Here is a 24,100-nt window from a genome sequence, read left to right on the forward strand (position 1 = left end):
TAAATATATATATTGGGCTGCCATTATGCAGTCATGCTTAGTTTAGATAAGGAACAATTTCTTCTATCTGCGTCCAGCGGGGCAAACTATATCCCCTTGGCAAAAAGTTGGCCAGCAGATTTGGAAACCCCACTTACAACCTGGCTTAAAGTTGGTAACGACAGTCCTCCAGGAGTATTGCTTGAATCAGTTGAAGGCGGAGAAACTATTGGTAGGTGGAGTGTGGTTGCATCAGATCCTCTCTGGAGGGCGACAGTAAGTGGTAATGAATTGACTAGATTTTGGAGAAACGGAAAACAAGAAAAGTTTTATGGCAATCCAATTGAAATACTCAGGACAATGCTTAAACCTTATAAATCTGTTTCTTTGTCTGGCTTGCCGCAACTAGGGCAACTTTTTGGAATGTGGGGCTATGAACTAATTCAATGGATTGAGCCCTCAGTACCCACCTGTGAATTTTCGAATCAAGACTTGCCCGATGGTATTTGGATGTTTATGGACAAAATTCTTATTTTTGATCAAGTCAAACGTTTAATAACAGCTGTGGCATATGGAGATTTAAATGATGGAGTTTCTCCTGAGCAGGCTTACGAAATCGCCTGTGAACAAATAAATCAACTTCAAGATCTAATGGCTTCGCCTCTAAAGCCAGTGAAGTCTTTAAAGTGGAATGAAAATGCTAAAAGATCTCTTGATATGACTTATAAAACTTCAAAAACTGACTTTGAGAATAGTGTGGAATCAGCAAAAGAATTTATTAAAAAAGGTGATGTTTTTCAGTTGGTTATTAGTCAAAAATTGGAGTCGACTGTCCCACAAAAACCTTTTGAGTTGTATCGGAGCTTGCGGATGGTAAATCCCTCTCCATTTATGGCATTTTTTGATTTTGGAGAGTGGCAACTTATTGGTTCTAGTCCAGAGGTAATGGTTAAGGCCCAACAAACAGAAAAGGGGATTCAAGCAAGCTTGAGACCAATTGCTGGTACACGTCCAAGAGGTAAAAATGATATGGAAGATGCAACTCTAGAGAAAGATCTTTTACAAGATCCAAAAGAAAGAGCTGAGCATGTGATGCTAGTAGATTTAGGTCGAAATGATTTAGGCCGAGTTTGCAACCCAGGTAGTGTTTTTGTAAAAGAATTAATGGTTATAGAAAAATATTCGCATGTAATGCACATAGTCAGTGAGGTTGAAGGTACTTTAAAAAAAGGGAATGATGTTTGGGATTTGTTAATTGCTTCCTTCCCCGCTGGAACTGTAAGTGGAGCCCCAAAGATAAGAGCGATGCAACTGATCAATCAATTAGAAAAACAACGTAGGGGGCCTTATTCCGGCATTTATGGCTCTATGGATTTAAATGGAGCATTGAATACAGCGATTACTATCAGAACAATGGTTGTTCGTAGGAAAAACAATAATGACTTTACTGTTCAAGTTCAAGCTGGGGCAGGAGTTGTTGCAGATTCCATACCTTCTAATGAGTATCAAGAAACTTTAAATAAAGCGAAAGGTATGTTCACAGCTTTAGCTTGCTTAGAAGCTCCTGATTCATGACCAACTTTATGCTTTTAAAGGGGTTTGAAGTGGAGCTTTTTACTGGCACATTCGCTGGTGAAAATGTAGGGGTTTCATCCGCCATTACTAAAGATCTATCAGATTTTGTCAAAGAGCCGGATCAAAGAAATCTTGAGTACATAACTATCCCAGATCAAAGATATGCAGTCTTAAAACATGCTCTACTACTACCAAGAATAAAACTTAGGAAATGGCTTGATTACAAAAAACTGACAATTCTTCCTGGTAGCACACTAAGTCTTGGCAATACAACAAAATTTGAAAGGTCAGAATTGGGAAATCCCTATCACTCTTATATAGAAAAAACTTATGGAACAAAAGTTGTAACAGCAAGTATTCATATTAATTTAGGTATTGAAAATTTATCCTTACTTTTTTCGGCCCTTCGTTTGGTTAGATGTGAGGCATCATTATTGTTGGCATTAAGCGCTAGTTCTCCTTTCTTAGGAGGAAATGCTACTGGAGCACATTCTCAAAGATGGGTTCAATTCCCTAAGACACCCTTGAACGTGCCTATGTTTGTGGATCATGGACACTATGTTTCATGGGTTGAAAATCAACTAGTTATGGGCAATATGCAAAATGAAAGACATTTGTGGACATCAGTAAGGCCAAATGGTCCTCAAAGACCTCATGTTTTAAATCGATTAGAGCTAAGGATATGCGATTTAGTCGGTAATGTTGATTTGCTTTTGGCTATTACAGCACTACTTGAACTAAGAATTATTAACCTTAAAAACAATATAAAAAAATATGATCCCATGGAAGCGAGCTCCAAAACACCAAAAGAATTGGCTCGATTGGCAGATGAAAATGATTTGATTGCAGCTAAATATAGTCTGGATGGAAATCTATCTCATTGGAAAAATGGAAATAAAATAACCTGTCGTGAGTGGATAAATGAACTTCTGTTAGATGTAACTCCTTTAGCTAAGGAGCTTGATATGTTTGAGTTATTGCAACCTATTGGATCTGTTTTGAGAAAAGGAAATCAATCTATGATATGGCTGAATTCTTATTCCAAAGGCGTCTCAATTCAGTCTTTGCTCCAGAAAGGTATTAGTGAAATGGAACGAGAAGAGACTAATTTCATTCAATTGAAATCAACCTATTAGTGACTAAGTCGGGAGAACTGCCTCATAATAGGTTTATGTTGAAAAATCTTTCTAACGAAAATATCTCTAATCACTCGACAGTATGTGTTGAGGATCAAGATCCTGGATATTTATTGCAACAAAGGCTTGAACTAGTTGAGGATCTTTGGAAAACAGTTCTCAAAAGTGAATGTCCTCCTAATCAAACAGACCGATTATTGCGTTTAAAACAATTAAGTGACCCTAGCAAGTCAAAGAAAGATAATTCTTCTCAGGCAATAGTTCAGTTAATTACAGAAATGGATTTAGCTGAGGCTATATCTGCTGCTAGGGCTTTCTCACTTTATTTTCAGTTAGTAAATATTCTTGAGCAACGTATAGAAGAAGATAGTTATTTAGAAAGCATGAAAAAAGGTAAATTAGACAATGTCAATTATAAAATAGATCCATTTGCTCCAGCTTTAGCAAGTCAGACTGCGCCAGCAACTTTTAGACAATTGTTTGAGCGATTACGGCGTCTAAATGTCCCTCCAGCTCAACTTGATGCTCTGATGAGGGAAATGGATATTCGTCTAGTCTTTACAGCTCACCCAACTGAAATAGTTAGACATACTGTTAGACACAAGCAACGTAGAGTCGCAACTCTTTTGCAACAACTTCAATCTAATAGCTTAATTTCCGAATCTGAGAAGGAGATTTTCAGGCTGCAATTAGAGGAGGAGATAAGACTTTGGTGGAGAACTGATGAGCTTCATCAATTTAAACCGACTGTTCTTGATGAGGTTGACTATGCACTTCATTACTTTCAGCAGGTTTTGTTTGATGCTATGCCCCAATTGAGAAGAAGGTTGACTACTGCATTAGCTTCAAGTTATCCAGATGTAGAGATTCCTAATGAAGCTTTTTGTACATTTGGTTCGTGGGTGGGTTCAGATCGAGATGGGAACCCGTCTGTTACTCCCGAAATTACATGGAGAACAGCATGTTATCAAAGACAATTAATGTTGGATAGATATATTGCCTCAGTTCAAGAGCTTAGAGACCAACTGAGTATATCTATGCAATGGAGTCAAGTAAGTTCTCCTCTTTTAGAGTCGTTGGAGATGGACAGAGTTCGTTTCCCTGAGGTCTATGAGGAAAGAGCTGCGAGATACCGATTAGAACCTTATCGCTTGAAGCTTAGCTATACACTTGAGAGGTTAAGACTTACTCAACTACGTAATAAGCAGCTCGCCGATGCTGGATGGCAATTCTCGCCTGAAGGAAAGCCTTTAATGTCTACCAAAAATAGTTTTGATGAATTTTTTCACTATAGATCTGTAGATGAGTTTAAGAATGAATTAGAACTCATTAGGAACAGTCTAGTTAGTACGGACCTTTCATGTGAACCTTTAGATACATTATTAAATCAAGTTCATATCTTTGGCTTCTCTTTGGCAAGTTTAGACATTAGGCAAGAAAGTACTCGACATAGTGATGCTTTGGATGAACTCACTCGCTATTTAGATCTGCCTGAGTCGTATGGAGCGATGTGCGAGGATCAACGAGTCACTTGGTTGATGAAGGAATTAAATACTCGGAGACCTCTTATTCCTCCTGCTTTTGAGTGGTCTCAAAGTACTCAAGAAACTATCTCAGTTTTTCATATGCTTCATAGGCTTCAGAGAGAATTTGGCACTCGTATATGTCGCTCATATGTAATTTCAATGAGCCATACAGCATCAGATTTATTAGAAGTTCTACTTTTAGCAAAAGAGTCAGGGTTGATTGATCCAACTTTAGGGGCTGCTGATTTTCTTGTTGTTCCATTATTTGAAACGGTTGAGGATTTACAGCATGCTCCTGCTGTAATGGAGTCGTTGCTCCAGACAGACATTTATCGCAAATTACTTCCACGAGTAGGAGAGAAAAAGCAACCGCTTCAGGAACTTATGCTTGGTTATTCTGATAGTAATAAGGATTCTGGTTTTCTTTCAAGTAATTGGGAAATTCATAAGGCCCAAATAGCACTTCAAGATCTGGCTAGTAGACAAGGAATAGCATTACGGATTTTCCATGGTAGGGGAGGGTCTGTTGGAAGAGGTGGTGGACCCGCTTATCAAGCAATTTTGGCTCAACCAAGCGGCACACTTCAAGGCCGCATAAAGATTACTGAGCAAGGGGAAGTTCTTGCCTCAAAATATAGCCTACCAGAGTTAGCTTTATATAATCTTGAAACTGTAACTACGGCTGTCCTTCAAAATAGCTTAGTTACAAATAAATTAGATGCTACGCCAAGTTGGAATGATTTAATGACCAGACTTGCCGCCCGTTCAAGAGAGCATTACCGAGCTTTAGTTCATGATAATCCAGATTTGGTTCAATTTTTTCAGGTAGTTACTCCAATAGAAGAAATCAGTAAGTTACAAATTTCTAGTCGTCCTGCTCGAAGAAAAAGTGGTGCAAAAGATTTATCCAGTCTTCGAGCGATTCCATGGGTCTTTGGTTGGACTCAAAGTCGCTTCCTCTTACCAAGTTGGTTTGGGGTTGGCACAGCTTTATCTACTGAACTAAATACAGACCCCGATCAAATGGAGATGTTGAGAATGTTGAATCAAAGATGGCCATTCTTTAGAATGTTGATATCTAAAGTAGAGATGACACTTTCGAAAGTTGATTTGGATGTTGCCCACCACTATATGGTTAGTTTAGGTGGTAATGATAATCGCGATGCATTTGCTGCAATTTTTGAGATTATCTCAAGTGAATATAACTTGACTAAAAAATTAATTTTAGAAATCACTGATAAGTCAAAACTTTTAAGTGCAGACCCTGCTTTGCAATTGTCTGTCAATTTGAGAAATAGGACCATTGTTCCATTAGGATTCCTCCAAGTCGCTCTTCTTAAGCGATTAAGAGATCAGAATCGTCAACCACCAATTAGTGAAGATTTGACTGTTGACTCTAGTCAAAGTTCACGTACATATAGCCGTAGTGAGTTATTGAGAGGAGCATTGTTGACTATCAATGGCATTGCTGCAGGGATGAGAAACACAGGATGATATGCTTGGATTAAATTCAGGAAATAAATGTCCTCAAATGCCTGAGGGCTTAGTTCTGCTACGGAGTCAACTCCTTTCTGTTCGTAAAATAAATAGGCTCCTATCAAGATGTAATCAAGATACTCATCAACCAAGGAAGTTAGAATTAGCTTTGAAAAAGTCTGATTTTTATTTAACTCTCCTTGAAAAGACTTCTGATAACCTTGTAGGTTTCGTGCGTGTGACTAGCGATAAAGGTTTAAATGCAAATTTGTGGGATTTAGCGGCAGAGCCTGGAGACCAACAAGAAACCTACATGTCTATTATGGTATTTAAAGCAATTGAAATTATTAGACGGGAGTTGCCTGGCTGTAGCATTTCAGTTGCTGCTCCATTAATTTCAATTAATCCATTAAAAGCTAATGGATTTTTATTAGATCCAAATGGAATCAAAACAATGGGATTTAGACTTTGAAAAAATTAATTTTACGAGCATGGAGGGACTCGAACCCCCGACTCTCAGAACCGGAATCTGATGCTCTATCCAACTGAGCTACATGCCCAAAAAGGGGTTGTTATAAAAAAGGCCAAATACTGAGACCTCATTAAAATTAGCTTACATACAAATTCCATAAAGAAACATTCAACTTCACCAGTTAGAACTTAATAATTTTCGAAATTATCGATGTTTTCAGTTTGAGTTAACTGAAAATCGGTTGATAATAATAGGTCAAAATGGAGTTGGTAAATCTAATCTTCTTGAATCCGTAGAGCTTCTATCAAGTTTACGTTCTCATCGATCTAATCGAAACCAGGATTTAATTTATTGGGACCAAGATCAGGCTTGCGTATCTGCGATGATTGAAGATGATCAAAAAGTTTCTTTAGAATTAAATAGAAAAGGTGGGAGAAAAGCTTATAAAAATGAAAAACTTTTAACTCGTCAAATTGATTTGATTGGACCGATAAGAAGTGTAGGTTTTAGTGCTCTTGATCTAGAACTAATTAGAGGAGAACCTGCTCTTAGAAGGCATTGGCTGGATAGAATTGTTCAACAACTTGAGCCTATTTATTCTGATTTGATTGGAAGGTTTTCTAGATTGCTTCGGCAAAGAAGTCAGCTTTGGCGCAATTTAAGTATTCAATCGAACAAGGATCAAAATATCTTATTAGATTCTTATGATATGCAAATGGCTTTGGTAAGCACAAGAATTCATAGAAGACGTAGGCGTATTTTAAATCGTCTACTTCCAATAGCTTCAAGCTGGCAAGAACATTTAAGTAATAGTAAGGAGAATCTGAACATCAAATATTTACCGGGTAGCAAACTTGAAGGTGAAGAGAGTGAAAGGCTTTGGAGGGAGAATATTGAACGTCAACTTTTAGAAATGAGGTCTGAGGAAGAGATTACGGGTAATTGTCGAGTAGGTCCTCATCGTGATGATGTAAAGTTTTTACTAAATGGGGTAGATGCTAGACGTTTTGGGTCTGCTGGTCAGCAGAGGACTATTGTGCTGGCTTTGAAATTGGCAGAATTAGAATTAATTAAAACGGTTTATGGCAAATCTCCAATTTTACTTTTAGATGATGTTTTGGCTGAGTTGGATCCAAAACGACAATTATTGCTTTTAGATGCTGTTGGTGAGAAACATCAGTGTTTAATCAGTGCAACACATTTAGAATCCTTTGAAGGTGAGTGGGTACAAAACTCACAATTAATGCAATTAGATCCTTTTTCTTAAAACTATTGGTCGGTTATTGTGGAAATGATTGTTTGATAGATTATGGAACCTTCTTTCCCAGAATTGCATCCAAACCCTGGATGGAATGACTCTTGGGAGTCAAAGGATATCGAAACTATAAATATTAATTCTAGTGAGAATATTGGTAGGCACTGCATACTTGAACTTTACCAATGTGATCATGCGAAGCTTAATGATGAAGCTTTTATAAGGACAACTATTACATCATCGGCCAAAGTTGCTGGTGCAACACTCATGAATTTGGTAACACATAGTTTTAAACCTCAGGGGGTTACAGGCTTGGCTTTATTGGCTGAGTCCCATATATCAATACATACATGGCCCGAGATTGGTTATGCAGCCATTGATGTATTCACTTGTGGTGACCATACGATGCCTGAAAAGGCTTGTAAGTTATTTTTTAAGGATTTTTTGGCTAAGAATTTCTCTTTTAAAAATATCGCGAGAGAGATTCCTTCAGGAATCCAAGTTTTGCATCGTGAACCCTAAACAAAATCCTCAATTACAGTAATTCCAAAACCATTTCTATATGAGAGTTTATTTTTTAAGTGGTCTTCTTTATATCTCTAGTAAGTTTCCCACTAATCAAACCCTCTAGATCTAAACTGATGGAATGAAAACCTAAAGATAAGAAATATTCAATTAATTGATTCCTTTCAATAATTTTCAGAAAGTTATTTATTTCATTTGCGGGCAATTCGATTCTGGCTGATAGGCCCTGACTTCTTACACGTACTTTAGAAAAACCTTGATTAATAATCCATTCTTCTGCTAAGGCAATTTGCTCCAGCCTTTTTGAACTGATTTCTTCTCCAAAAGGAATGCGAGATGCTAAGCATGGTTGAGCAGGTTTATCCCACCAAGGTAACCCTAATGATTTGGAAATCGAACGAATTGATTTTTTATCTATTTTTAATTCGGCCAAAGGTGATATTACTCCTGCTTGATTAGATGCCTTAATGCCTGGTCTAAAGTCCTGAAGGTCGTCATGATTAACTCCATCAAGCACTTGAGCATTATGGAATCTTTGAGATATTTGATTTAAATGCTTGTGCAATTCTTGTTTGCACGCAAAGCATCTATTTTCAGGATTTTTAAAGTAATTTGGCTCATTGATTTCATTGGTTTTGCATTCTGCATGACGAATACCAATCCAAGCTGCTTGAAGACGAGCTTGCTTGAGTAAATATGGGGCTAAGGAAGGAGAGACACCTGTAACAGCAAAGGCTTTTGAACCTAGCTGTTCTTGAGCGATTGTTGCTACTAAAGAACTATCAACGCCTCCAGAGAATGCAACACAAGCCTTATTGATATCCTTAATAAACTCTCTCAACAATTTTAATTGCTCCAGTTCTGATTCAGTTAAGGATTCCAGTTGACTAAAAAACACTTTTCTAAAAGATCATTGATTTGGTTAAATTCAAACTTCTAAACACTTTTATCTTTGTATGTATTTTGCATATTCTATGACGTCTAATGGAGAAGAAGTTAAGTTGCATGCATAAGAAGCAAAATTATCGATCGTGGTATCAAACGGTATAGGAATTACGACAGCATCGGGAAGCCAGGAACGTAGTCACGGACAATTACATGTTTATGACGGAGAAGGTAAAGGCAAGAGCCAAGCAGCTTTGGGGGTGGTTTTGCGTACTATAGGTCTGGGTATATGTGAGAAAAGACAAACACGAGTATTACTTCTTAGATTTTTGAAAGGACCTGGTCGCTCTTATGACGAAGATGCAGCAATTGATGCATTGCAGCAAGGCTTTCCTCACCTGATTGATCAAGTTAGGACTGGGAGGGGTGAATTTTTTAACGCCGATCAAGCTACTAAATTTGATTATCAAGAAGCTCAAAGAGGATGGGACATAGCAAAGGGAGCAATTGCTAGTGCCCTATATTCAGTTGTTGTTTTGGACGAATTGAATCCTGTTTTGGATTTGGGATTATTGCCTGTTGAAGAAGTTGTTAAAACACTTACTGCAAGACCAAACGGTATGGAAATTATCGTCACTGGAAGAGCTGCACCAAACCCTCTAATTAAAGTTGCGGAACTTCATTCTGAAATGAGAGCTCACAGACGCCCTGAGATTAATAATGCGGAAACCCCTTTTGAGAATAATGTTGGTGGAATTGAAATATATACCGGAGAAGGAAAAGGCAAATCAACTAGTGCTTTGGGTAAAGCTTTACAAGCTATTGGCAGAGGGATTAGTCAGGACAAAAGTCATCGTGTATTAATTTTGCAATGGCTGAAGGGTGGTAGTGGTTATACAGAGGATGCTGCAATAGCAGCTCTTCGAGAAAGTTATCCTCATTTAGTAGACCATCTTCGATCTGGTAGAGATGCGATCGTTTGGAGGGGCCAGCAAAAGCCTATTGATTATGTAGAAGCTGAAAGAGCATGGGAAATTGCAAGAGCAGCGATTTCTAGTGGTCTTTATAAGACTGTGATTTTGGATGAGTTAAATCCAACCGTTGATTTGGAACTCCTACCAGTTGAGCCTATTGTTCAAACATTGCTGCGGAAGCCCTCAGAGACTGAAGTGATTATTACAGGGAGATGTAAAAACCAACCTATATATTTTGATATAGCAAGTGTTCATTCTGAGATGGTTTGTCATAAGCACTATGCAGAAAAAGGAGTTGATTTAAAGAGGGGAGTAGATTATTAGCTCTAATTAATATTTTCTTTATTCCAGGCTTCAATACCTCCTTCAATATTTGTACCTTGAATACCACGCTTTTTTAAAAGCCCTAATGCTCGCAATGATCTTTTTCCACTTTTACAAAATACATAAAGATTCTTTTGTGAGGCAAGAATTTTAATTTCATTGATGGATTCCCCACTTTCAATAGTATTAAGGGGTATGAGCCTTGAGCCTGAAATGGAACATTCATGATGCTCAATTTGATTGCGAACATCTATTAATAATGTTTCTTTAGATGCTTGACTAAGAAGTGTCTTTAATTCCTTAACTGAAATACTTTTTATATTTAAATCGACCTCATTTTTGACTTTAACTTCTGCACAAAAGCTTGTATAATCTATTAGTTTACTGATATTTCTATTCTCTGGACTCGATTTCAATGTTAGCTCTTTAAAGCTCATCTTTAATGCATTAAAAATGAGTATCCTTCCGTTTAGTGGAAACCCAATATTTGTGATTATTTTTATGGCTTCTGCTGCTTGAATTGTACCTATAATTCCTGGCAGAATTCCCATGACACCAGCTTCAGAGCATGACGGAATTAACTCTTGTGGAGGTGGTGTTGGAATAAGGTCTCGATAGTTAGGGCTATCTTCCTTTAAATTAAATACACTTACCTGACCTTCGAATCTTGCAATTGAACCATATATATTAGGCTTCTTCAGTATTATGCAAGCATCATTAATTAGATAGCGAGTTGGGAAATTGTCCGAACAATCACATATCACATCATAAGTTCTAAGTATCTCCAAAGCATTACCACTTGTTAGCTTTTGATTGAATAAATCAACCTGACAAGAAGGATTTATTTTAAGTATGTGTTGTTTGGCAGAATCTGTTTTTAATAGACCTATTGAATTTGTAGTATGAATGATTTGCCTTTGTAAATTTGAGTATTCAACTACATCAAAATCAACTATTCCGATACGTCCAATTCCAGCTGCAGCAAGATAAATTAAAAGTGGAGATCCGAGACCTCCTGTCCCAATGCAAGCAACTGAGCTTGTCTTCAAATTTTTTTGCCCTGTGATACCTATTTCAGGAAGACTTATGTGTCTTGCATACCTAGCAAGTTCATCGAGATTTAAATTTGCTTCATTCTTGCTTTGCTCCATGAATCAAATCTTTCTTGATTAATTTACGTTAAAGAAAAAATTTCAATTTTCACGTTATGAAAGTTTAATTTATTTGTGATCCACCATGCCTTTAAGTCTCCATATTTATTTGAAATAACCATAAGGCCAGGAGATTGATGTAATAATAGGTCTATTTTTGACGGTTTGTTTTCACCTGATGGATGAGAGTGAGCACAGCATAAAACTTCTAAACCATTCTCTCTTGACCATTTTTGAGATGCAATTTGATCTTTAGCGTCTATTTCGAAACGAGTGTTTTTTGATAGTTGAATATTTTTTTGATTAGAAAAAACTTTTATCTTCTGATCAATTAATTGCGACTCTGTTTGCCCCCATATATTACGACAATTCCATATATGGGTTACTTTCCAAAAATTTTTTTTATCTGTTGCGGAGGTTTTTTTCTGACCTATTAATATAGCGCAGCCTTCTGCTGGTTCCGCTGCCTTTAAAAATCTACAGAGAACATAATTTGTCTCGTTATGGAACTCAATATATTTTGGAATTTTCATAAGAAAAAGTCATTTGATTCGGCATCCTCCCTATTTTGGTTCGGACTTATCTCTATAAAGCCTATGGCATTTATCAAATTAATTCGATACGCTCAATCCATATCTGCTTAGTCGCTTGTGTTCATGTCTGATGTAAATCCTGATTCTAAAGATGAATCAAAGGGAGGGAAAACTGAAGGTGTTAATTTTTCGGAACGTTACAGTGATGTAATGGGGAAAGTTAATGAATCATTGAGCAAAATTGATTGGACCCAGATGGGTAAGTATGGCAAGGCCGCAGGAATCATTGCTGTGGTTGTGCTTGCTCAAGTATTAATCAAGGTTGTTATTGATACAGTTAATTTCTTCCCAATTCTCCCTGGTTTGCTAGAACTTCTTGGAATAGTAGTTTTGGGCCAATGGAGTTGGCAAAATTTAACTACAAGTGAAAAAAGAACAGCCGTTTTTGATAAAGTTCAAAATCTTAAAAAAGAGTATTTAGGATAAATAAATAAGAAAAGAACAAAAGATCTGAGGTTTCGTTAAACACGAGATCTCAGATCTTTTAATATTTTTAATGAACTTTCTTTGTATGATCCACCAAACATATTTGCATGGTTAAGCAAATGGTAAAGATTATAAATATCAGTTCTATCTTTTGAAAATTTATCTAGTGGCCAAATCTCTTCGTAACCTTTATAAAATTCTTTATTAAAACCACCAAATAATTTAGTCATTGAAATATCGACTTCTCTGTCAGCCCAATAAGAAGCAGGGTCATAAAGACTTCCTAAACCATTTTTAGTACTTCCACAATTACCTGACCATAGATCGCCATGCACTATTGAGATTCTTGGTTGATGATCATTTAGATATGAACTTAAATATTTTAAAACATCCTCATAATCATCAACTCTAACCCCCCATGCTTTTGCTTGTATAAGTTGTGGCCTAAGACGATAATTGGCAAAGAATTCGCCCCAGTTACTTCCCCACCCTCTTATTTGGGTGTTAGAACCTATAAAACCTTCTTTTTCCCATCCGAAATTTTTTTGGCTCCATTCACTCGAGGATTTGTGCAGTAGTGCTAAGCCTTTCCCAAGGAGATTTTGTTGGCTTTGTCTGAGATCTATCCATTCTAAAAAAAGTATAGATATATTTTGATAACTTATGAGGTCAAGTGTTTCAGGAACCCAGATATATGATTTATTAGCAAATTTTTTTAGAACTGAAAGACACTCACGTTCGAACTTAAACATATTAATATTGTCAATGTGATTTGATTTGGCAAAAACTCTCTTGTCATTTTGGAAATGAATGCACCAAGCTTTATGGATACAACCCCCGCCTAACGGACTTATTTTTTCTATTAATGAGTTTTGGCTTACTTTATTTGAACTTGAAAGAGCCTTTTGGATTAATTCTTCCATTCACCGTATTCTCGCTTGACAATTTTTTATGTCTGAAGAATCTATCATTGTTGTTGGGGGAGGGATAGCTGGCTTAACAGGAGCTGCTCTTCTCGCAAAAGAAGGTTACAAGGTAATTTTGGTAGAAGCACATAGTCAATTAGGTGGTTGTGCAGGAACTTTTAAAAGAGGTTCTTATACCTTTGATGTAGGCGCTACTCAAGTTGCAGGCCTTGAGAGGGGAGGAATTCATCATCGTTTGTTTAATTATTTAGATATTCCGTTACCTGATGCAAAAATTTTAGATCCTGGGTGTTCAGTTGTACTTGGTGATGGGAGCAGGCCAATCAATCTTTGGCATGATCCATTGAGGTGGCAGAAAGAAAGACAAGAACAGTTTCCTGGGAGTGAAATCTTCTGGTCATTGTGTTCAAAAATTCACGAAAGTAACTGGGAATTTGTCGAAAGAGATCCAATACTTCCTGTAAGAAATTTTTGGGATTTAAGTCAATTAATTAGAGCCATACGTCCTTCAAATCTTTTAACAGGTTTTTTGAGTAAGTTGACTATTGCAGACTTGCTTGTAATAACTGGTTGTCATAAAGATAGACGTCTACGAATTTTTCTAGACCTTCAATTAAAACTTTACTCTCAAGAGCCAGCAAGTAGAACGGCAGCTTTATACGGTGCAACTGTTCTTCAAATGGCCCAATCCCCTAGAGGCCTATGGCATCTTCATGGATCAATGCAAATTCTTAGCGATTTGTTGAAAGATAGTTTTTTGAGAGATGGTGGAAGCCTTTTGATTGGGCATAGAGTGACCAAAATATTAAGTAAAAATAAATTAAATATTTTTGATGTCAATATAATTGATAGAAGAAAGAATTTGATACAGCTAAAAGCATCAGATATTGTTTTTAGCTTACCTCCTCAATCTCTTTTAGATTTAATTCCTATTGATGGAGGTTTATCCACAACTTATCGTGAAACTATAAAAAAATTACCTAAGCCCAGTGGTGCTCTTGTGTTTTATGGAGCTCTCCATCGTTCTGACTTGCCAGTTGATTGTCCAGGGCATATTCAATTCTTCGATGAGAATTTTGGTTCTTTATTTATTTCTATAAGCATGGAAGATGATCAGCGTGCACCAGCTGGAATGGCTACTTTGATTGCAAGTATATTTGTTAATATTGATCAATGGTCTAACCTAGATAGTCAATCCTATGCAAGAAAAAAAAACATTATATCAAAACAGATTAGAAGTATTTTAAATAAAAAATTTGATTTGCTAGAGACGAGTTGGGATCATCAAGAACTTTCAACCCCAAGAAGCTTTGAAAAGTGGACAGGCCGTCCTGGTGGTATAGTCGGAGGCCTTGGTCAACATCCAGATCAATTTGGCCCTTTTGGCTTGTCAAGTAGAACCCCTCTCAGAGGTTTATGGCTTTGTGGAGATTCAATTTATCCCGGTGAAGGTACAGCTGGCGTCAGCCAATCAGCGATGATGGTTATCAGACAACTAATGGAATGTAAAGGGAGATATTTGAATATCCCTGTCTCTAATTAGTAGGTTTTACAAAAATTTTTGTCTTTCTTTCTGAGTATTTATTAGTATTTTTTCGAGTTCACTCCAGTTCTCTTCAAGTAAATATTTTTCAAAAAGATCTAGAGAATGTCTATAAGAGGCCAAATGTCTCTCTATATTTTGTTTGTTAAATTTTGCCATAGAGACGCCTAGCTCTGGGTTGCCACCTCCTACTCTAGATGTATCAGTAAACCCAGTGGATGCGATACTTTTTGCAAGTGAATATAAGGAAGGCTTTACATCTGTAGTTAGTGTTTGGAGCAATGCCGCGCTAATTAGAACTGGTAAATGTGAAATCAATCCAACAGCTTCATCATGTGTTTGAGCTTCAGAGCTTATCCATTGACTCCCAAGTGATAAAGCAATTTTGTGCACTATGTCGAGGGCTTTTTGATCAGTTTCTTTGCTTGGGGTTACGACCCATGGCTTATTTTTAAATAAATTATGTTGACCTGCGTTCACGCCAGATTCCTCCGTCCCTGTCATTGGATGACTAGCAACAAAACGTGGATGTAACTTGTTCCAAGTATTTAAAATAGGGACTTTTACAGATCCAACATCAGTAACAACAGAATTTCTAGGAATGGCATTAACTAAAGCTGTTGAAGGATTTAGGAGCTGCTCAAGTGGTAAAGCAATATAAATAAGAGAACAATTGTTTAATACACTCAGATCGGTACTAACAATTTGGGCTAGTTTTCTTGTTCTGGCTTTTTGTGCAGTTTTTTCTCGATGAGTAATCCCATAAACTGTATATCCAAGCTTTTGGAGATCTAGGCCTAAAGATCCTCCAATTAGACCTAATCCAACAATTCCAATATTTTCAGAGGGTTTTGGTTTAAGCTCCATAAATAGTATTGTTCTATATCTTTATTGATAGGGCAACATGATTAAAAGAATTTATTGATAAAAGGTACTACTAATGCTTGAGGTAAATTCACATAAACATCTAAAAAAATACTATCAACAGAATCTTGCTCTATGGCCTCATAATCTGACTCTAACAAGACTGATATCTAGAAGTTTAAGTCGTCAAGATAATACTTTTATTCAGCTATCAAGTGACAGTAGAAATTTTTGGTGGCCTGGCCTTTTGATTCCACTTTGTTTGCATAACAATAATATTGTGCTTGTTCTTTCAAAGAGACAATATCGACACTTATTTGAAGTGGAATTGCCAAAGTTAAGATCTAGTCGATTAGATTTCGATTATGTAGAAGGAATTGAATTAACTCCCTCAGATAAAAAAGTTTGGGTTCTAAGATACCAAGATCTTGTTTTTGCGAATGAAAAAGATTTATTAAACAATCGCCAATTAATATTTCCTGAATCTGAGTTTATTTCTAATGAGCTTAGAGAATCTATGTCTATAAAAATCACTCCAAAAGATTGGGAAGATTTGATTGCTTCTTACGCACGTTTTGAAGCTCCAATTATTGAAGTTCATGAGCGTCTAAGTCAAAGTCTTTTCAGTCATTCTGTAAGTTCTGATGCTGTAATAAGAATTGACTATAGGGAACTTTTAGCATTAAAAGAAATTCTCAAAGATGACTTGCCTTCGGCAATGCCTTGGAAACGAGCTCTTAATATCGTCAACAATGAATGGGTAACATGGGCGAAACTAGATAATCGAAAACTTAGTTGGGATTGGTATATTCAACCTTTGCTTCCTTTGCAAACTCTCTCAGGTCTGCTATCAAAAAATTCTCTTTTGATGCTGAATAACTCAGATCAAAGCGATTCTTTCTTTTTAGATTTAAATAAAACACAATTTACTTTCGATGTGAAGGTGCATTTAGGAAATAAATTTGATCAAGAACCTACTCCTTTATTTGTTCCTAAAAGACAACCTTTGCCAAATACGTCTCATTTTTATCGCCACATTATAAGACAGTGTCAAAGATTAATTCTTGGTCGTACTCACCCAACTATTGTTTTGGTAGATGATTTACAGCTACGACTTCAGATAACTAGTGAATTGGCTGGAGAATTTGGATTGAGAGTCGTTCATGAAACTACTAATATTGAAACTAATGGGATTATTTGTTGTGGCTGTAATTGGTGGATTATTAATCAGTACAATTTGCCAATTCCAGATCAATTGATTTTCCCAGTAATTCCATTGCCGACTTTAGAATCACCCTGGATAGCCGCTAAAGTTGAAATGCTTAAGCATCAAGGTCGTGACTGGTTTCGAGAATTCCTTTTCCCAGAAACCCTTACTACCCTTCTTAAATCGCTTGCAATTATTAGGGGTAAAGATACTCGAGTCGCCATACTTGACGGACGCATGCACTATAGAAGTTGGGGAAAACTAATATTCGAAGCTCTTGAACCATGGGTCGCTTTAGAGCGTTTATTGCCTTATTAAAATCAATCTCTTAGATTAAAAAATATTGTTTTTTTTATAATGGGAGAAGCACGCCGAAGATCTGAGCAAGGCTTAAAACCTCGTAGTAAGAAAAACTCTAGGAATGAGTCACCGCGTATTGTCTCTTGGTTTCCTGTTACGCAAGCGCAAAGAGATCAATTCATACAATTAAGTATTCGTGCAGGATGGGTAGGCATTGCTGCTTTAGTTATTCTTTGGATCATTGTTCGCTTTATTGGACCTGCTGCAGGGTGGTGGATTCCTGCTGATATTAGGTAAAGCTAGTATGTTTTCACCTTTAACCGTTCGCTGAAACTTGGCTTAGGTTTGATCGTGATGAAGCCTGTCGAGCAGCTGTCGCCAATGGTCTCATTGAATTAGCGCTTACTTCTGAGCCTTCAGTTAATTTTTCTTTCACTAACTTTTCAATTATTTCTTTTGATTCAGGATTTTGTTCAAGCCAAGTAATGGTATTGTCTCTCCCTTGCCCAATATTGTCACCTTCATAGCTATACCAAGCTCCTTTACGAGTAACGACATTAGTCTCATCTGCTAAATCAAGAAGACAACCAAGAGTACTAATTCCTTTTCCAAAAAGAATATCAAATTCGGCTATTCGGAATGGAGGTGCAACTTTGTTTTTTGCGACTTTCACTTTTGCACGAATTCCATATTCTTCAGTTCCTCTCTTTAAAGTTTGAATACGACGAATATCTAATCTTACAGAGGCATAAAATTTAAGAGCGTTTCCACCAGTTGTTGTTTCTGGATTCCCATATGTAATACCAATTTTTAGACGTAATTGATTTAAGAAAATTACTGTGCAACCAGACTTGCCAATATTTCCAGTAATTTTTCTCATTGCTTGACTCATTAGACGAGCTTGAGCGCCGACTGAATGATCACCCATTTCTCCTTCTATTTCTGAACGGGGCGTAAGTGCAGCGACTGAATCAACAACAACTAGATCGACTGCAGCAGATCTAATAAGTTGGTCAACGATTTCCAATGCCATCTCGCCTGTATCTGGTTGAGATACGAGAAGATTCTCTACATCAACACCAAGAGAAGCTGCATAAACTGGGTCAAGAGCATGTTCTGCATCTACAAATGCAGCAACTCCGCCATTACGTTGAATCTCAGCTATCGCATGTAATGTCAGCGTTGTTTTTCCAGAACTTTCGGGACCATAAACTTCAATTACACGTCCTTTGGGATAACCGCCACCAAGAGCTAAATCAAGAGTTAAAGCACCCGTAGATATTGTTTCTACCCGCATTTTTGATGCATCCCCAAGGCGCATGATTGAACCCTTCCCGAAATTGCGTTCTATTTGTCCAACCACTAAGCTCAATGCTTTTTCTTTCTCACCAGGCTTTGCGTCTATTTTCTTAGGTTCAGTAGATTGGAGTGACTTACCTTCGTTTGACATGACAAATAACTTTAATTCAGAGGGATAACAACAGACGTTGGGATTGATGATGAAATGCTCAGTTCCTCAACGAATAGCAATTAAACCGATAGTACAGACGTACGCTATTAAGTCAAGACCACTTAGGAATAGGTTCTTGTAAAGTTTCTGAATTTAATAATTTAATACCGCAAGGAAGATTATTTTTATCTTGAGGTTTTAAGTATCCCCAGCTTGCTAGGTAACAAGGTATAGATTTTAGCTTTGGATCTTCCAAGACTTTTTCTAAGGTTGTTCTTCGATCTTCAATAAAACCTTGAATTATTCTTGTCTGTAAGAGTTGGTTCAAGACATCGACTTTACTTCCTGATTCGTGGCCGAAAATAAGCTTTGGCTGAAGATCGAAACAATCCAAAAGTTTTTTTGTGAACTCAATACTTTTTGTTGTTAAAACAGCAAATTCAATGCCGTCCTTCTCAAGTGTCTTGAGGCGTTGAGTGACTAAAGAAAAAGGCTGATGAAAATTTAACCACTGATTGAAATTATTTGCTATTGCTTCTCTTCTGGTTTGATTTAAAGCTTCTTGTAATTGAAAAGGTGTCCAACCCCATTTTTCAAGAGCTAAGGAGCATTCTATTTGATAATTACTTGAGAAATTTTGTAAACCTTTTAAGTTTAATTGACTAGTTTTATTTGAACATTCAGCAGCCAGAATAACCATTTCCCAACCATGATGAACCCATGGTCTCATAGCCTTAAAAGCTTTGGGGATCTCAGTAGGAAAAGAAATAATTTCTTTTTCTTTGGCAGAAAATATATTTAGACAAGTTTGACGAGAACTTGACCAATACTCCTTAATGCCGTCAACGATGACGCCATCAAAATCAAGAACAAGCAGAGGTTTCTCTATCACTAAGTGTTGAAAACTGGGCCGCTAGGATTCGAACCTAGGAATGTCGAGACCAAAACCCGATGCCTTACCACTTGGCGACGGCCCATTGTCCCAGATCTATGTTTGCAATAGAAAGACATAGATTTGGATTCTTTCTCTTAGATAATTGCATATTTGATTCAATCCTGTCATGTCTTAATCCAGTTTTTTTTTGTTAATCGGAAGATTTCTTCATTAATACAACTCATCGTGCGCTTTCGAATGATTGATTTAGCTAGGAGAAATCCAATTATAAAGATTTTCTTACAAGCCAAGGATTTATCAGTCTTTTTGCCTCTGTCAGAGCCGCCTCCCAGCCTTCAGGCCATTCTCTAAGACTAATTCTTTTTCGTTGAGCCTCTTCTAACCATGGTTGAATTATCTTTCTTGCTTTCCCTCCAAAAGCAATGCCTTCAGGCCCCTTGACCTCTGGAAGGTACTTAATGGTCGATTCATTTGTCCCTCCAGCAAGTTGTAAGGGGCCTGGTGGAGCTATAGGGCGTATTCTTTCCCAGAGCTTTACTGCGATTTTGGCCGCACCTGCCCCAAGATCTCCACTCATTCGACGCCCATCAATTTGCCAAAGAGGTTTTTGATTATGAATTCTGAGAAATTTATGTCGAAGCCAAAGTTCTTCTGCTAATTTTTCATGGTTTATTCCATGCCCTTGTAAACCGCAGCTTACGGATAATCTTTGTAGCTCCAGATCGACTTTAAAAATTTCCTTGACTGTCTGTTCAAATTCTTTTCCTCTTCCTGGAGCAGTATGAATTTCTACTGCATCCGGTCTGATAGTTGTTAATAATGGAGCAAAATCTTTCAGAGTTAATCTTCGATCCTTTTCTTGAATGATTCCTAATGGGCATGTATCAATACATCGGCCACATCCATAGCATTTATTAGCCTTCACACCACCTTCTTTTTCAATCGCATGAGCTGGACAAATGCTTTGACAGGGTCTTGAGCAATTCGAAGGACATAGGTCTGGATTAAACCAAGCTTTGCGAAAATGCGCATCTTTTCCATCACTTAAGCTGATCATCAGCCAAGGTTTTTTTCCATAAGTTTCGAAAACCCAATCAATTGCATTGCGAGCTGCATGGATAACAGCTTCGTCAGCAGCGAGGTCAATGCAATGCACCCCTGCAGCTCCATAAATTGAGCAAAGATCAGTTATTGAAGGTAAGTCTTGATTACTTGCGCCACAAATTAATTTTACCCAGTTACCTTTTTTGAGAGCTTCAGAATTGCAAATCGAATTTTGAGTAATCACTTTGATGAAGTTCTAATCTCTATTTATAAAGTCATTTAATGGTTGCCATTGAATACTTCGAGCCCCTCCCATCTCAATAACAATTTTGATTCGAGGTTCCTTTTGGCAGAGATTATTTATTGCTAATAGTTCTGACTTGGATAAAACTTGACCCTCTAATAACCATAGAACCAAGGGTTTATCTTCAACTAACAATTCATTTAATTGAGGAATCACTTGTTGAACTTCCCCTAAGGCCCCATTTCTCCCAACATTTTGATGTCCTAAATGTGGTGGCCTGATTCCATGTAATTGTGTAAGAAAGACAACTGGATCTCCTAATCCTCTAGCGGAAGTTATCTGTGTTTGATACCCGCCAGCTCTAAGTCTTCGAAGTAAACGAGTTTCCGCTCCTCCTTCTAATGGACTGAGGATGGCAAGACAACCAAATGATTCCAGATCAGTGCGAAATTTCTGACCAGAGAGTAATAAAGGCATTCTTAAATCAAATTCTTTATCTTGTTCAATTGAAGCATCACACAAAATTGACCTTAGTAGTGTAATCTTATAAGTTGCTAAAGCTTTTCTATGCCCGCCCGCTAGCCGGGCCTCTAGATGCTTGAGCAGACTGAGCGTTTGCGTTTAGTCTTTTTGGCCAGTACAGAAGAATTTTTTTCCTTCTGTCGAGATACTATTTGAACTTTGTGAAGAGTTTAGAAAAGTCTCAGCCAGCTGATGATCGCTAGCATTTTCCAAATAAATTGAACTTCAATTAATTTCAACTTTTTTGGCTAGATAGGCGATTTAATTCAGATCTAAGTCTTTCTTCGTACAGATAGACGTTTTAGCTGGCGTTTTTTTAAATCAATGTCTTTAGGAATCTTAGGTAAGAAGTTGGGTATGTCCCAACTCTTCGATGATGAAGGCAGAGCCGTTCCAGTCACTTTGATCGAAGCGGGTCCCTGTCGAATCACTCAATTGAAGTCTGCCGATACAGATGGCTATGCTTCTGTACAAATAGGCTTTCAATTAATTCGCGAAAAACTTATCAACAAGCCTTCAAAAGGTCATCTTGCAAAATCAGGAGATGACCTTTTGCGTCATCTTCGAGAGTACCGAGTTGAAAATTCTGGTGAATTTGAACTTGGAGCTGCAATAACAGTCGATGATTTCAAAACAGGTCAAAAGGTTGATGTGAGCGGCGACACAATGGGTAGAGGATTCGCTGGTTATCAAAAGCGACATGGGTTTAGCCGAGGCCCTATGAGTCACGGTTCGAAAAATCATCGATTACCTGGTTCAACAGGGGCTGGAACCACTCCTGGACGTGTTTATCCCGGCAAGAGGATGGCTGGTCGTATGGGTGGTAAAAAAGTTACTACGAGAGGCCTAGAAATTCTAAAGATAGATACTGATCACAATTTATTAGTCGTAAAGGGATCTGTTCCAGGTAAGCCTGGATCTCTTCTAAACATAAGACCTGCCAAAAGAGTTGGCGTCTCTACCCACCAAGGAGGTAAATGATGGCTAACTGTACTGTTCTTGATTGGCAAGGCAAAGAGACTGGCGAATCATCAATTGATTTGAAAACTGCCAAGGAATCATCTGCAGCAGATCTATTGCATCGCGCTGTTTTGCGCCAGCAAGCTCACAGCCGCCAAGGGACTGCAAGTTCTTTGACTAGGTCTGAGGTTCGAGGCGGCGGTAGAAAACCCTATAAGCAAAAGGGTACTGGTAGAGCAAGACAAGGTTCAATTAGAACTCCTCTTCGTCCTGGGGGTGGAGTTATTTTCGGCCCTAAGCCTCGGAAATATAACTTGGAAATGAATAGGAAGGAACGAAGGCTAGCTCTTCGCACTGCTCTAATGAGTAGAATTGCAGATGCAAAAATAATTAAAGACTTTGGCTCAAAACTTGACGTACCTAAGACAAGTGAAATTGTTGCCCTACTCAAGCGAGTTGGAATTGATTCTGATGGCAAAATTCTGATTATTCTCAATCATCCTTCTGAAATTATTAAGCGCTCAATTAGAAACTTAGAAAAAATTAAGCTTATCTCTGCTGATCAATTAAATGTGTTTGACCTTCTGAATGCCAATTCATTGGTAATAGGTGAAGACGCATTATCAACCATTAAGGAGGTATACGGTAATGACTAAATTTTTTGATAAACGACTTACTGATGTTATTAAGCGTCCCTTAATAACTGAGAAGGCTACAAAAGCTTTGGATTTAAATCAGTACACTTTTGAAGTCGATCCAAGAGCAGCTAAGCCTGATATAAAAGCTGCTGTAGAGAAAATGTTTGATGTCAAGGTTCTTGGTATTAGCACTATGAATCCTCCAAGGAAAAGTAGGAGGGTTGGTAGATTTTCTGGAAAGAGGCCACAAGTTAAGAAGGCTGTGGTTCGCTTAGCAGAAGGCAACACCATACAGTTGTTCCCAGAATCAGAGGAGGCTTAAAACAATGGCAATAAGAAGTTTCAAACCTTACACACCAGGCACTCGTACAAGAGTCGTAACTGACTTTAGTGAAGTTACATCTAATAAGCCTGAGCGCTCACTTGTCGTATCAAAACATCAAAAGAAAGGACGCAACAATCGAGGAGTAATTACTTGTCGACATCGAGGTGGCGGGCACAAAAGGTTATATAGGATTGTTGATTTTCGTCGAAATAAGCATGGTGTTTCGGCCAAAGTTGCAGCTATACATTATGACCCTCATCGCAATGCAAGACTTGCTTTACTCTTTTACTCTGATGGTGAAAAGAGATATATTCTTGCGCCTGCAGACATAACGGTTGGTCAAGAAGTTATTTCAGGCCCAGATTCACCAATTGAAACTGGTAATGCCTTACCTCTTTCCTCAATGCCTTTAGGTTCCAGCGTTCATTGTGTTGAACTGTATCCTGGTCGAGGAGGACAGATGGTTCGTACAGCTGGAGCTAGTGCCCAAGTTATGGCTAAAGAAGGAGATTATGTTGCGTTGAAATTACCCTCTACTGAGGTTCGTTTAGTAAGAAAAGAATGCTACGCAACACTTGGAGAGGTGGGAAATTCTGAAATTAGAAATACAAGCCTTGGAAAGGCTGGGAGAAGAAGGTGGCTAGGTAGACGACCTCAAGTTAGAGGAAGTGTTATGAATCCATGTGACCACCCACATGGAGGAGGAGAGGGTAAGGCACCAGTTGGACGAGCTGGTCCTGTTACGCCATGGGGTAAAGCTGCTCTTGGTTTGAAAACCAGGAAGAAGAATAAGCCTAGTAATAAGTACGTTCTTCGAAAACGACGCAAGGTATCTAAACGGAGTAGAGGAGGTCGCGATTCATGATTTCTATCTTTCTTTACCAA

General features: G+C 37.8%; 24 protein-coding genes and 2 tRNA genes. 15 read left to right on the forward strand and 11 right to left on the reverse strand.

The window, feature by feature from the left end; all coding sequences use genetic code 11:
• Positions 1 to 33: 33 nt before the first annotated feature.
• Genes SIB75_RS00720 through SIB75_RS00735 form a run of 4 tightly spaced genes read left to right on the forward strand, consistent with a single transcriptional unit; the run spans position 34 to position 6,164 of the window.
• Complete coding sequence (locus tag SIB75_RS00720) at positions 34 to 1,554, forward strand: anthranilate synthase component I family protein (protein WP_413683559.1); 1,521 nt, start codon at positions 34 to 36, stop codon at positions 1,552 to 1,554.
• Entirely contained in the window at positions 1,551 to 2,690 is a 1,140-nt protein-coding gene (gene gshA / locus SIB75_RS00725) for a glutamate--cysteine ligase (RefSeq protein WP_413683560.1), read from the forward strand. The genes SIB75_RS00720 and gshA overlap by 4 nt, the downstream gene beginning before the upstream one ends.
• Before the next feature lie 35 nt (positions 2,691 to 2,725).
• Positions 2,726 to 5,710, forward strand: a complete 2,985-nt coding sequence (gene ppc, locus SIB75_RS00730) for a phosphoenolpyruvate carboxylase (RefSeq protein ID WP_413683561.1) — start codon at positions 2,726 to 2,728, stop codon at positions 5,708 to 5,710.
• A gap of 1 nt (position 5,711) precedes the next feature.
• Positions 5,712 to 6,164 carry an N-acetyltransferase gene (locus SIB75_RS00735; RefSeq protein ID WP_413683562.1) on the forward strand — a complete coding sequence of 151 codons (453 nt, stop codon included), beginning with the start codon at positions 5,712 to 5,714 and terminating at the stop codon, positions 6,162 to 6,164.
• Between the two features lie 14 nt (positions 6,165 to 6,178).
• Here the strand turns inward: SIB75_RS00735 and SIB75_RS00740 are convergent.
• Positions 6,179 to 6,252 (reverse strand) — tRNA-Arg (locus tag SIB75_RS00740).
• A gap of 78 nt (positions 6,253 to 6,330) precedes the next feature.
• On the opposite strand from SIB75_RS00740, the gene recF reads away from it, so the two are divergent.
• Positions 6,331 to 7,431, forward strand: a complete 1,101-nt coding sequence (gene recF / locus SIB75_RS00745) for a DNA replication/repair protein RecF (RefSeq protein ID WP_413684749.1) — start codon at positions 6,331 to 6,333, stop codon at positions 7,429 to 7,431.
• A gap of 42 nt (positions 7,432 to 7,473) precedes the next feature.
• The gene (gene speD / locus SIB75_RS00750) at positions 7,474 to 7,941 is read left to right on the forward strand and encodes an adenosylmethionine decarboxylase (protein ID WP_413683563.1); all 468 of its coding nucleotides are present in this window, start codon (positions 7,474 to 7,476) and stop codon (positions 7,939 to 7,941) included.
• 55 nt (positions 7,942 to 7,996) lie between these two features.
• On the opposite strand, the gene larE is transcribed toward speD, so the two are convergent.
• Entirely contained in the window at positions 7,997 to 8,842 is an 846-nt protein-coding gene (gene larE / locus SIB75_RS00755) for an ATP-dependent sacrificial sulfur transferase LarE (protein ID WP_413683564.1), read from the reverse strand.
• Between the two features lie 133 nt (positions 8,843 to 8,975).
• Between larE and SIB75_RS00760 the strand changes: the two genes are divergently transcribed.
• Positions 8,976 to 10,127: a cob(I)yrinic acid a,c-diamide adenosyltransferase gene (locus SIB75_RS00760; protein WP_413683565.1), complete on the forward strand. Its 1,152-nt coding sequence runs from the start codon at positions 8,976 to 8,978 to the stop codon at positions 10,125 to 10,127.
• 2 nt (positions 10,128 to 10,129) lie between these two features.
• On the opposite strand, the gene moeB is transcribed toward SIB75_RS00760, so the two are convergent.
• Positions 10,130 to 11,278: a molybdopterin-synthase adenylyltransferase MoeB gene (moeB, locus tag SIB75_RS00765; protein ID WP_413683566.1), complete on the reverse strand. Its 1,149-nt coding sequence runs from the start codon at positions 11,276 to 11,278 to the stop codon at positions 10,130 to 10,132.
• A 23-nt stretch (positions 11,279 to 11,301) separates the two neighbouring features.
• Positions 11,302 to 11,811, reverse strand: a complete 510-nt coding sequence (locus tag SIB75_RS00770) for a M67 family metallopeptidase (protein WP_413683567.1) — start codon at positions 11,809 to 11,811, stop codon at positions 11,302 to 11,304.
• A 123-nt stretch (positions 11,812 to 11,934) separates the two neighbouring features.
• On the opposite strand from SIB75_RS00770, the gene SIB75_RS00775 reads away from it, so the two are divergent.
• Entirely contained in the window at positions 11,935 to 12,297 is a 363-nt protein-coding gene (locus SIB75_RS00775; RefSeq protein WP_413683568.1) for a CAAD domain-containing protein, read from the forward strand.
• A 35-nt stretch (positions 12,298 to 12,332) separates the two neighbouring features.
• On the opposite strand, the gene SIB75_RS00780 is transcribed toward SIB75_RS00775, so the two are convergent.
• Positions 12,333 to 13,220, reverse strand: coding sequence for a fructosamine kinase family protein (locus SIB75_RS00780; RefSeq protein WP_413683569.1), 888 nt, complete (start codon positions 13,218 to 13,220; stop codon positions 12,333 to 12,335).
• A gap of 28 nt (positions 13,221 to 13,248) precedes the next feature.
• Here SIB75_RS00780 and crtD point away from each other — a divergent pair, with 28 nt between their 5' ends.
• Positions 13,249 to 14,766: a C-3',4' desaturase CrtD gene (crtD, locus tag SIB75_RS00785; RefSeq protein ID WP_413683570.1), complete on the forward strand. Its 1,518-nt coding sequence runs from the start codon at positions 13,249 to 13,251 to the stop codon at positions 14,764 to 14,766.
• A 6-nt stretch (positions 14,767 to 14,772) separates the two neighbouring features.
• Here the strand turns inward: crtD and SIB75_RS00790 are convergent, their stop codons facing one another.
• Entirely contained in the window at positions 14,773 to 15,633 is an 861-nt protein-coding gene (locus tag SIB75_RS00790; RefSeq protein WP_413683571.1) for a prephenate/arogenate dehydrogenase, read from the reverse strand.
• A 73-nt stretch (positions 15,634 to 15,706) separates the two neighbouring features.
• Between SIB75_RS00790 and SIB75_RS00795 the strand changes: the two genes are divergently transcribed.
• Positions 15,707 to 17,155, forward strand: a complete 1,449-nt coding sequence (locus SIB75_RS00795) for a helicase (RefSeq protein ID WP_413683572.1) — start codon at positions 15,707 to 15,709, stop codon at positions 17,153 to 17,155.
• Positions 17,156 to 17,194: 39 nt separating this feature from the next.
• On the forward strand, positions 17,195 to 17,434 hold the full coding sequence (locus SIB75_RS00800; protein WP_413683573.1) for a DUF2839 domain-containing protein: 240 nt from the start codon (positions 17,195 to 17,197) through the stop codon (positions 17,432 to 17,434).
• 19 nt (positions 17,435 to 17,453) lie between these two features.
• Here SIB75_RS00800 and recA read toward each other — a convergent pair whose 3' ends face one another.
• The 5 genes from recA to SIB75_RS00825 form a co-directional block, all read right to left on the reverse strand.
• Positions 17,454 to 18,587 carry a recombinase RecA gene (recA, locus tag SIB75_RS00805; RefSeq protein ID WP_413683574.1) on the reverse strand — a complete coding sequence of 378 codons (1,134 nt, stop codon included), beginning with the start codon at positions 18,585 to 18,587 and terminating at the stop codon, positions 17,454 to 17,456.
• Positions 18,588 to 18,699: 112 nt separating this feature from the next.
• A complete protein-coding gene (locus tag SIB75_RS00810) occupies positions 18,700 to 19,479 on the reverse strand; it encodes an HAD family hydrolase (protein WP_413683575.1) in 780 nt (259 codons plus the stop codon).
• Positions 19,480 to 19,492: 13 nt separating this feature from the next.
• A tRNA-Gln gene (locus SIB75_RS00815) sits at positions 19,493 to 19,564 on the reverse strand.
• Positions 19,565 to 19,747: 183 nt separating this feature from the next.
• Positions 19,748 to 20,770 carry an LdpA C-terminal domain-containing domain gene (locus tag SIB75_RS00820; protein ID WP_413683576.1) on the reverse strand — a complete coding sequence of 341 codons (1,023 nt, stop codon included), beginning with the start codon at positions 20,768 to 20,770 and terminating at the stop codon, positions 19,748 to 19,750.
• Positions 20,771 to 20,782: 12 nt separating this feature from the next.
• Complete coding sequence (locus SIB75_RS00825) at positions 20,783 to 21,247, reverse strand: NAD(P)H-quinone oxidoreductase subunit N (protein ID WP_413684751.1); 465 nt, start codon at positions 21,245 to 21,247, stop codon at positions 20,783 to 20,785.
• Positions 21,248 to 21,616: 369 nt separating this feature from the next.
• Between SIB75_RS00825 and rplC the strand changes: the two genes are divergently transcribed.
• Genes rplC through rplB form a run of 4 tightly spaced genes read left to right on the forward strand, consistent with a single transcriptional unit; the run spans position 21,617 to position 24,080 of the window.
• Positions 21,617 to 22,273: a 50S ribosomal protein L3 gene (gene rplC / locus SIB75_RS00830; RefSeq protein ID WP_413389263.1), complete on the forward strand. Its 657-nt coding sequence runs from the start codon at positions 21,617 to 21,619 to the stop codon at positions 22,271 to 22,273.
• Entirely contained in the window at positions 22,273 to 22,908 is a 636-nt protein-coding gene (gene rplD / locus SIB75_RS00835; RefSeq protein WP_413684753.1) for a 50S ribosomal protein L4, read from the forward strand. The genes rplC and rplD overlap by 1 nt, the downstream gene beginning before the upstream one ends.
• Positions 22,901 to 23,212, forward strand: coding sequence for a 50S ribosomal protein L23 (locus tag SIB75_RS00840; RefSeq protein ID WP_413683577.1), 312 nt, complete (start codon positions 22,901 to 22,903; stop codon positions 23,210 to 23,212). The genes rplD and SIB75_RS00840 overlap by 8 nt, the downstream gene beginning before the upstream one ends.
• 4 nt (positions 23,213 to 23,216) lie before the next feature.
• Positions 23,217 to 24,080 (forward strand): 50S ribosomal protein L2, encoded by an 864-nt coding sequence (gene rplB, locus SIB75_RS00845; RefSeq protein ID WP_413683578.1) that lies wholly within the window; start codon positions 23,217 to 23,219, stop codon positions 24,078 to 24,080.
• The last annotated feature ends 20 nt before the right edge of the window (positions 24,081 to 24,100 follow it).

Source organism: Prochlorococcus sp. MIT 1011 (assembly GCF_047305235.1).
In the GTDB taxonomy this organism is placed as follows: Bacteria; Cyanobacteriota; Cyanobacteriia; order PCC-6307; family Cyanobiaceae; genus Prochlorococcus_B.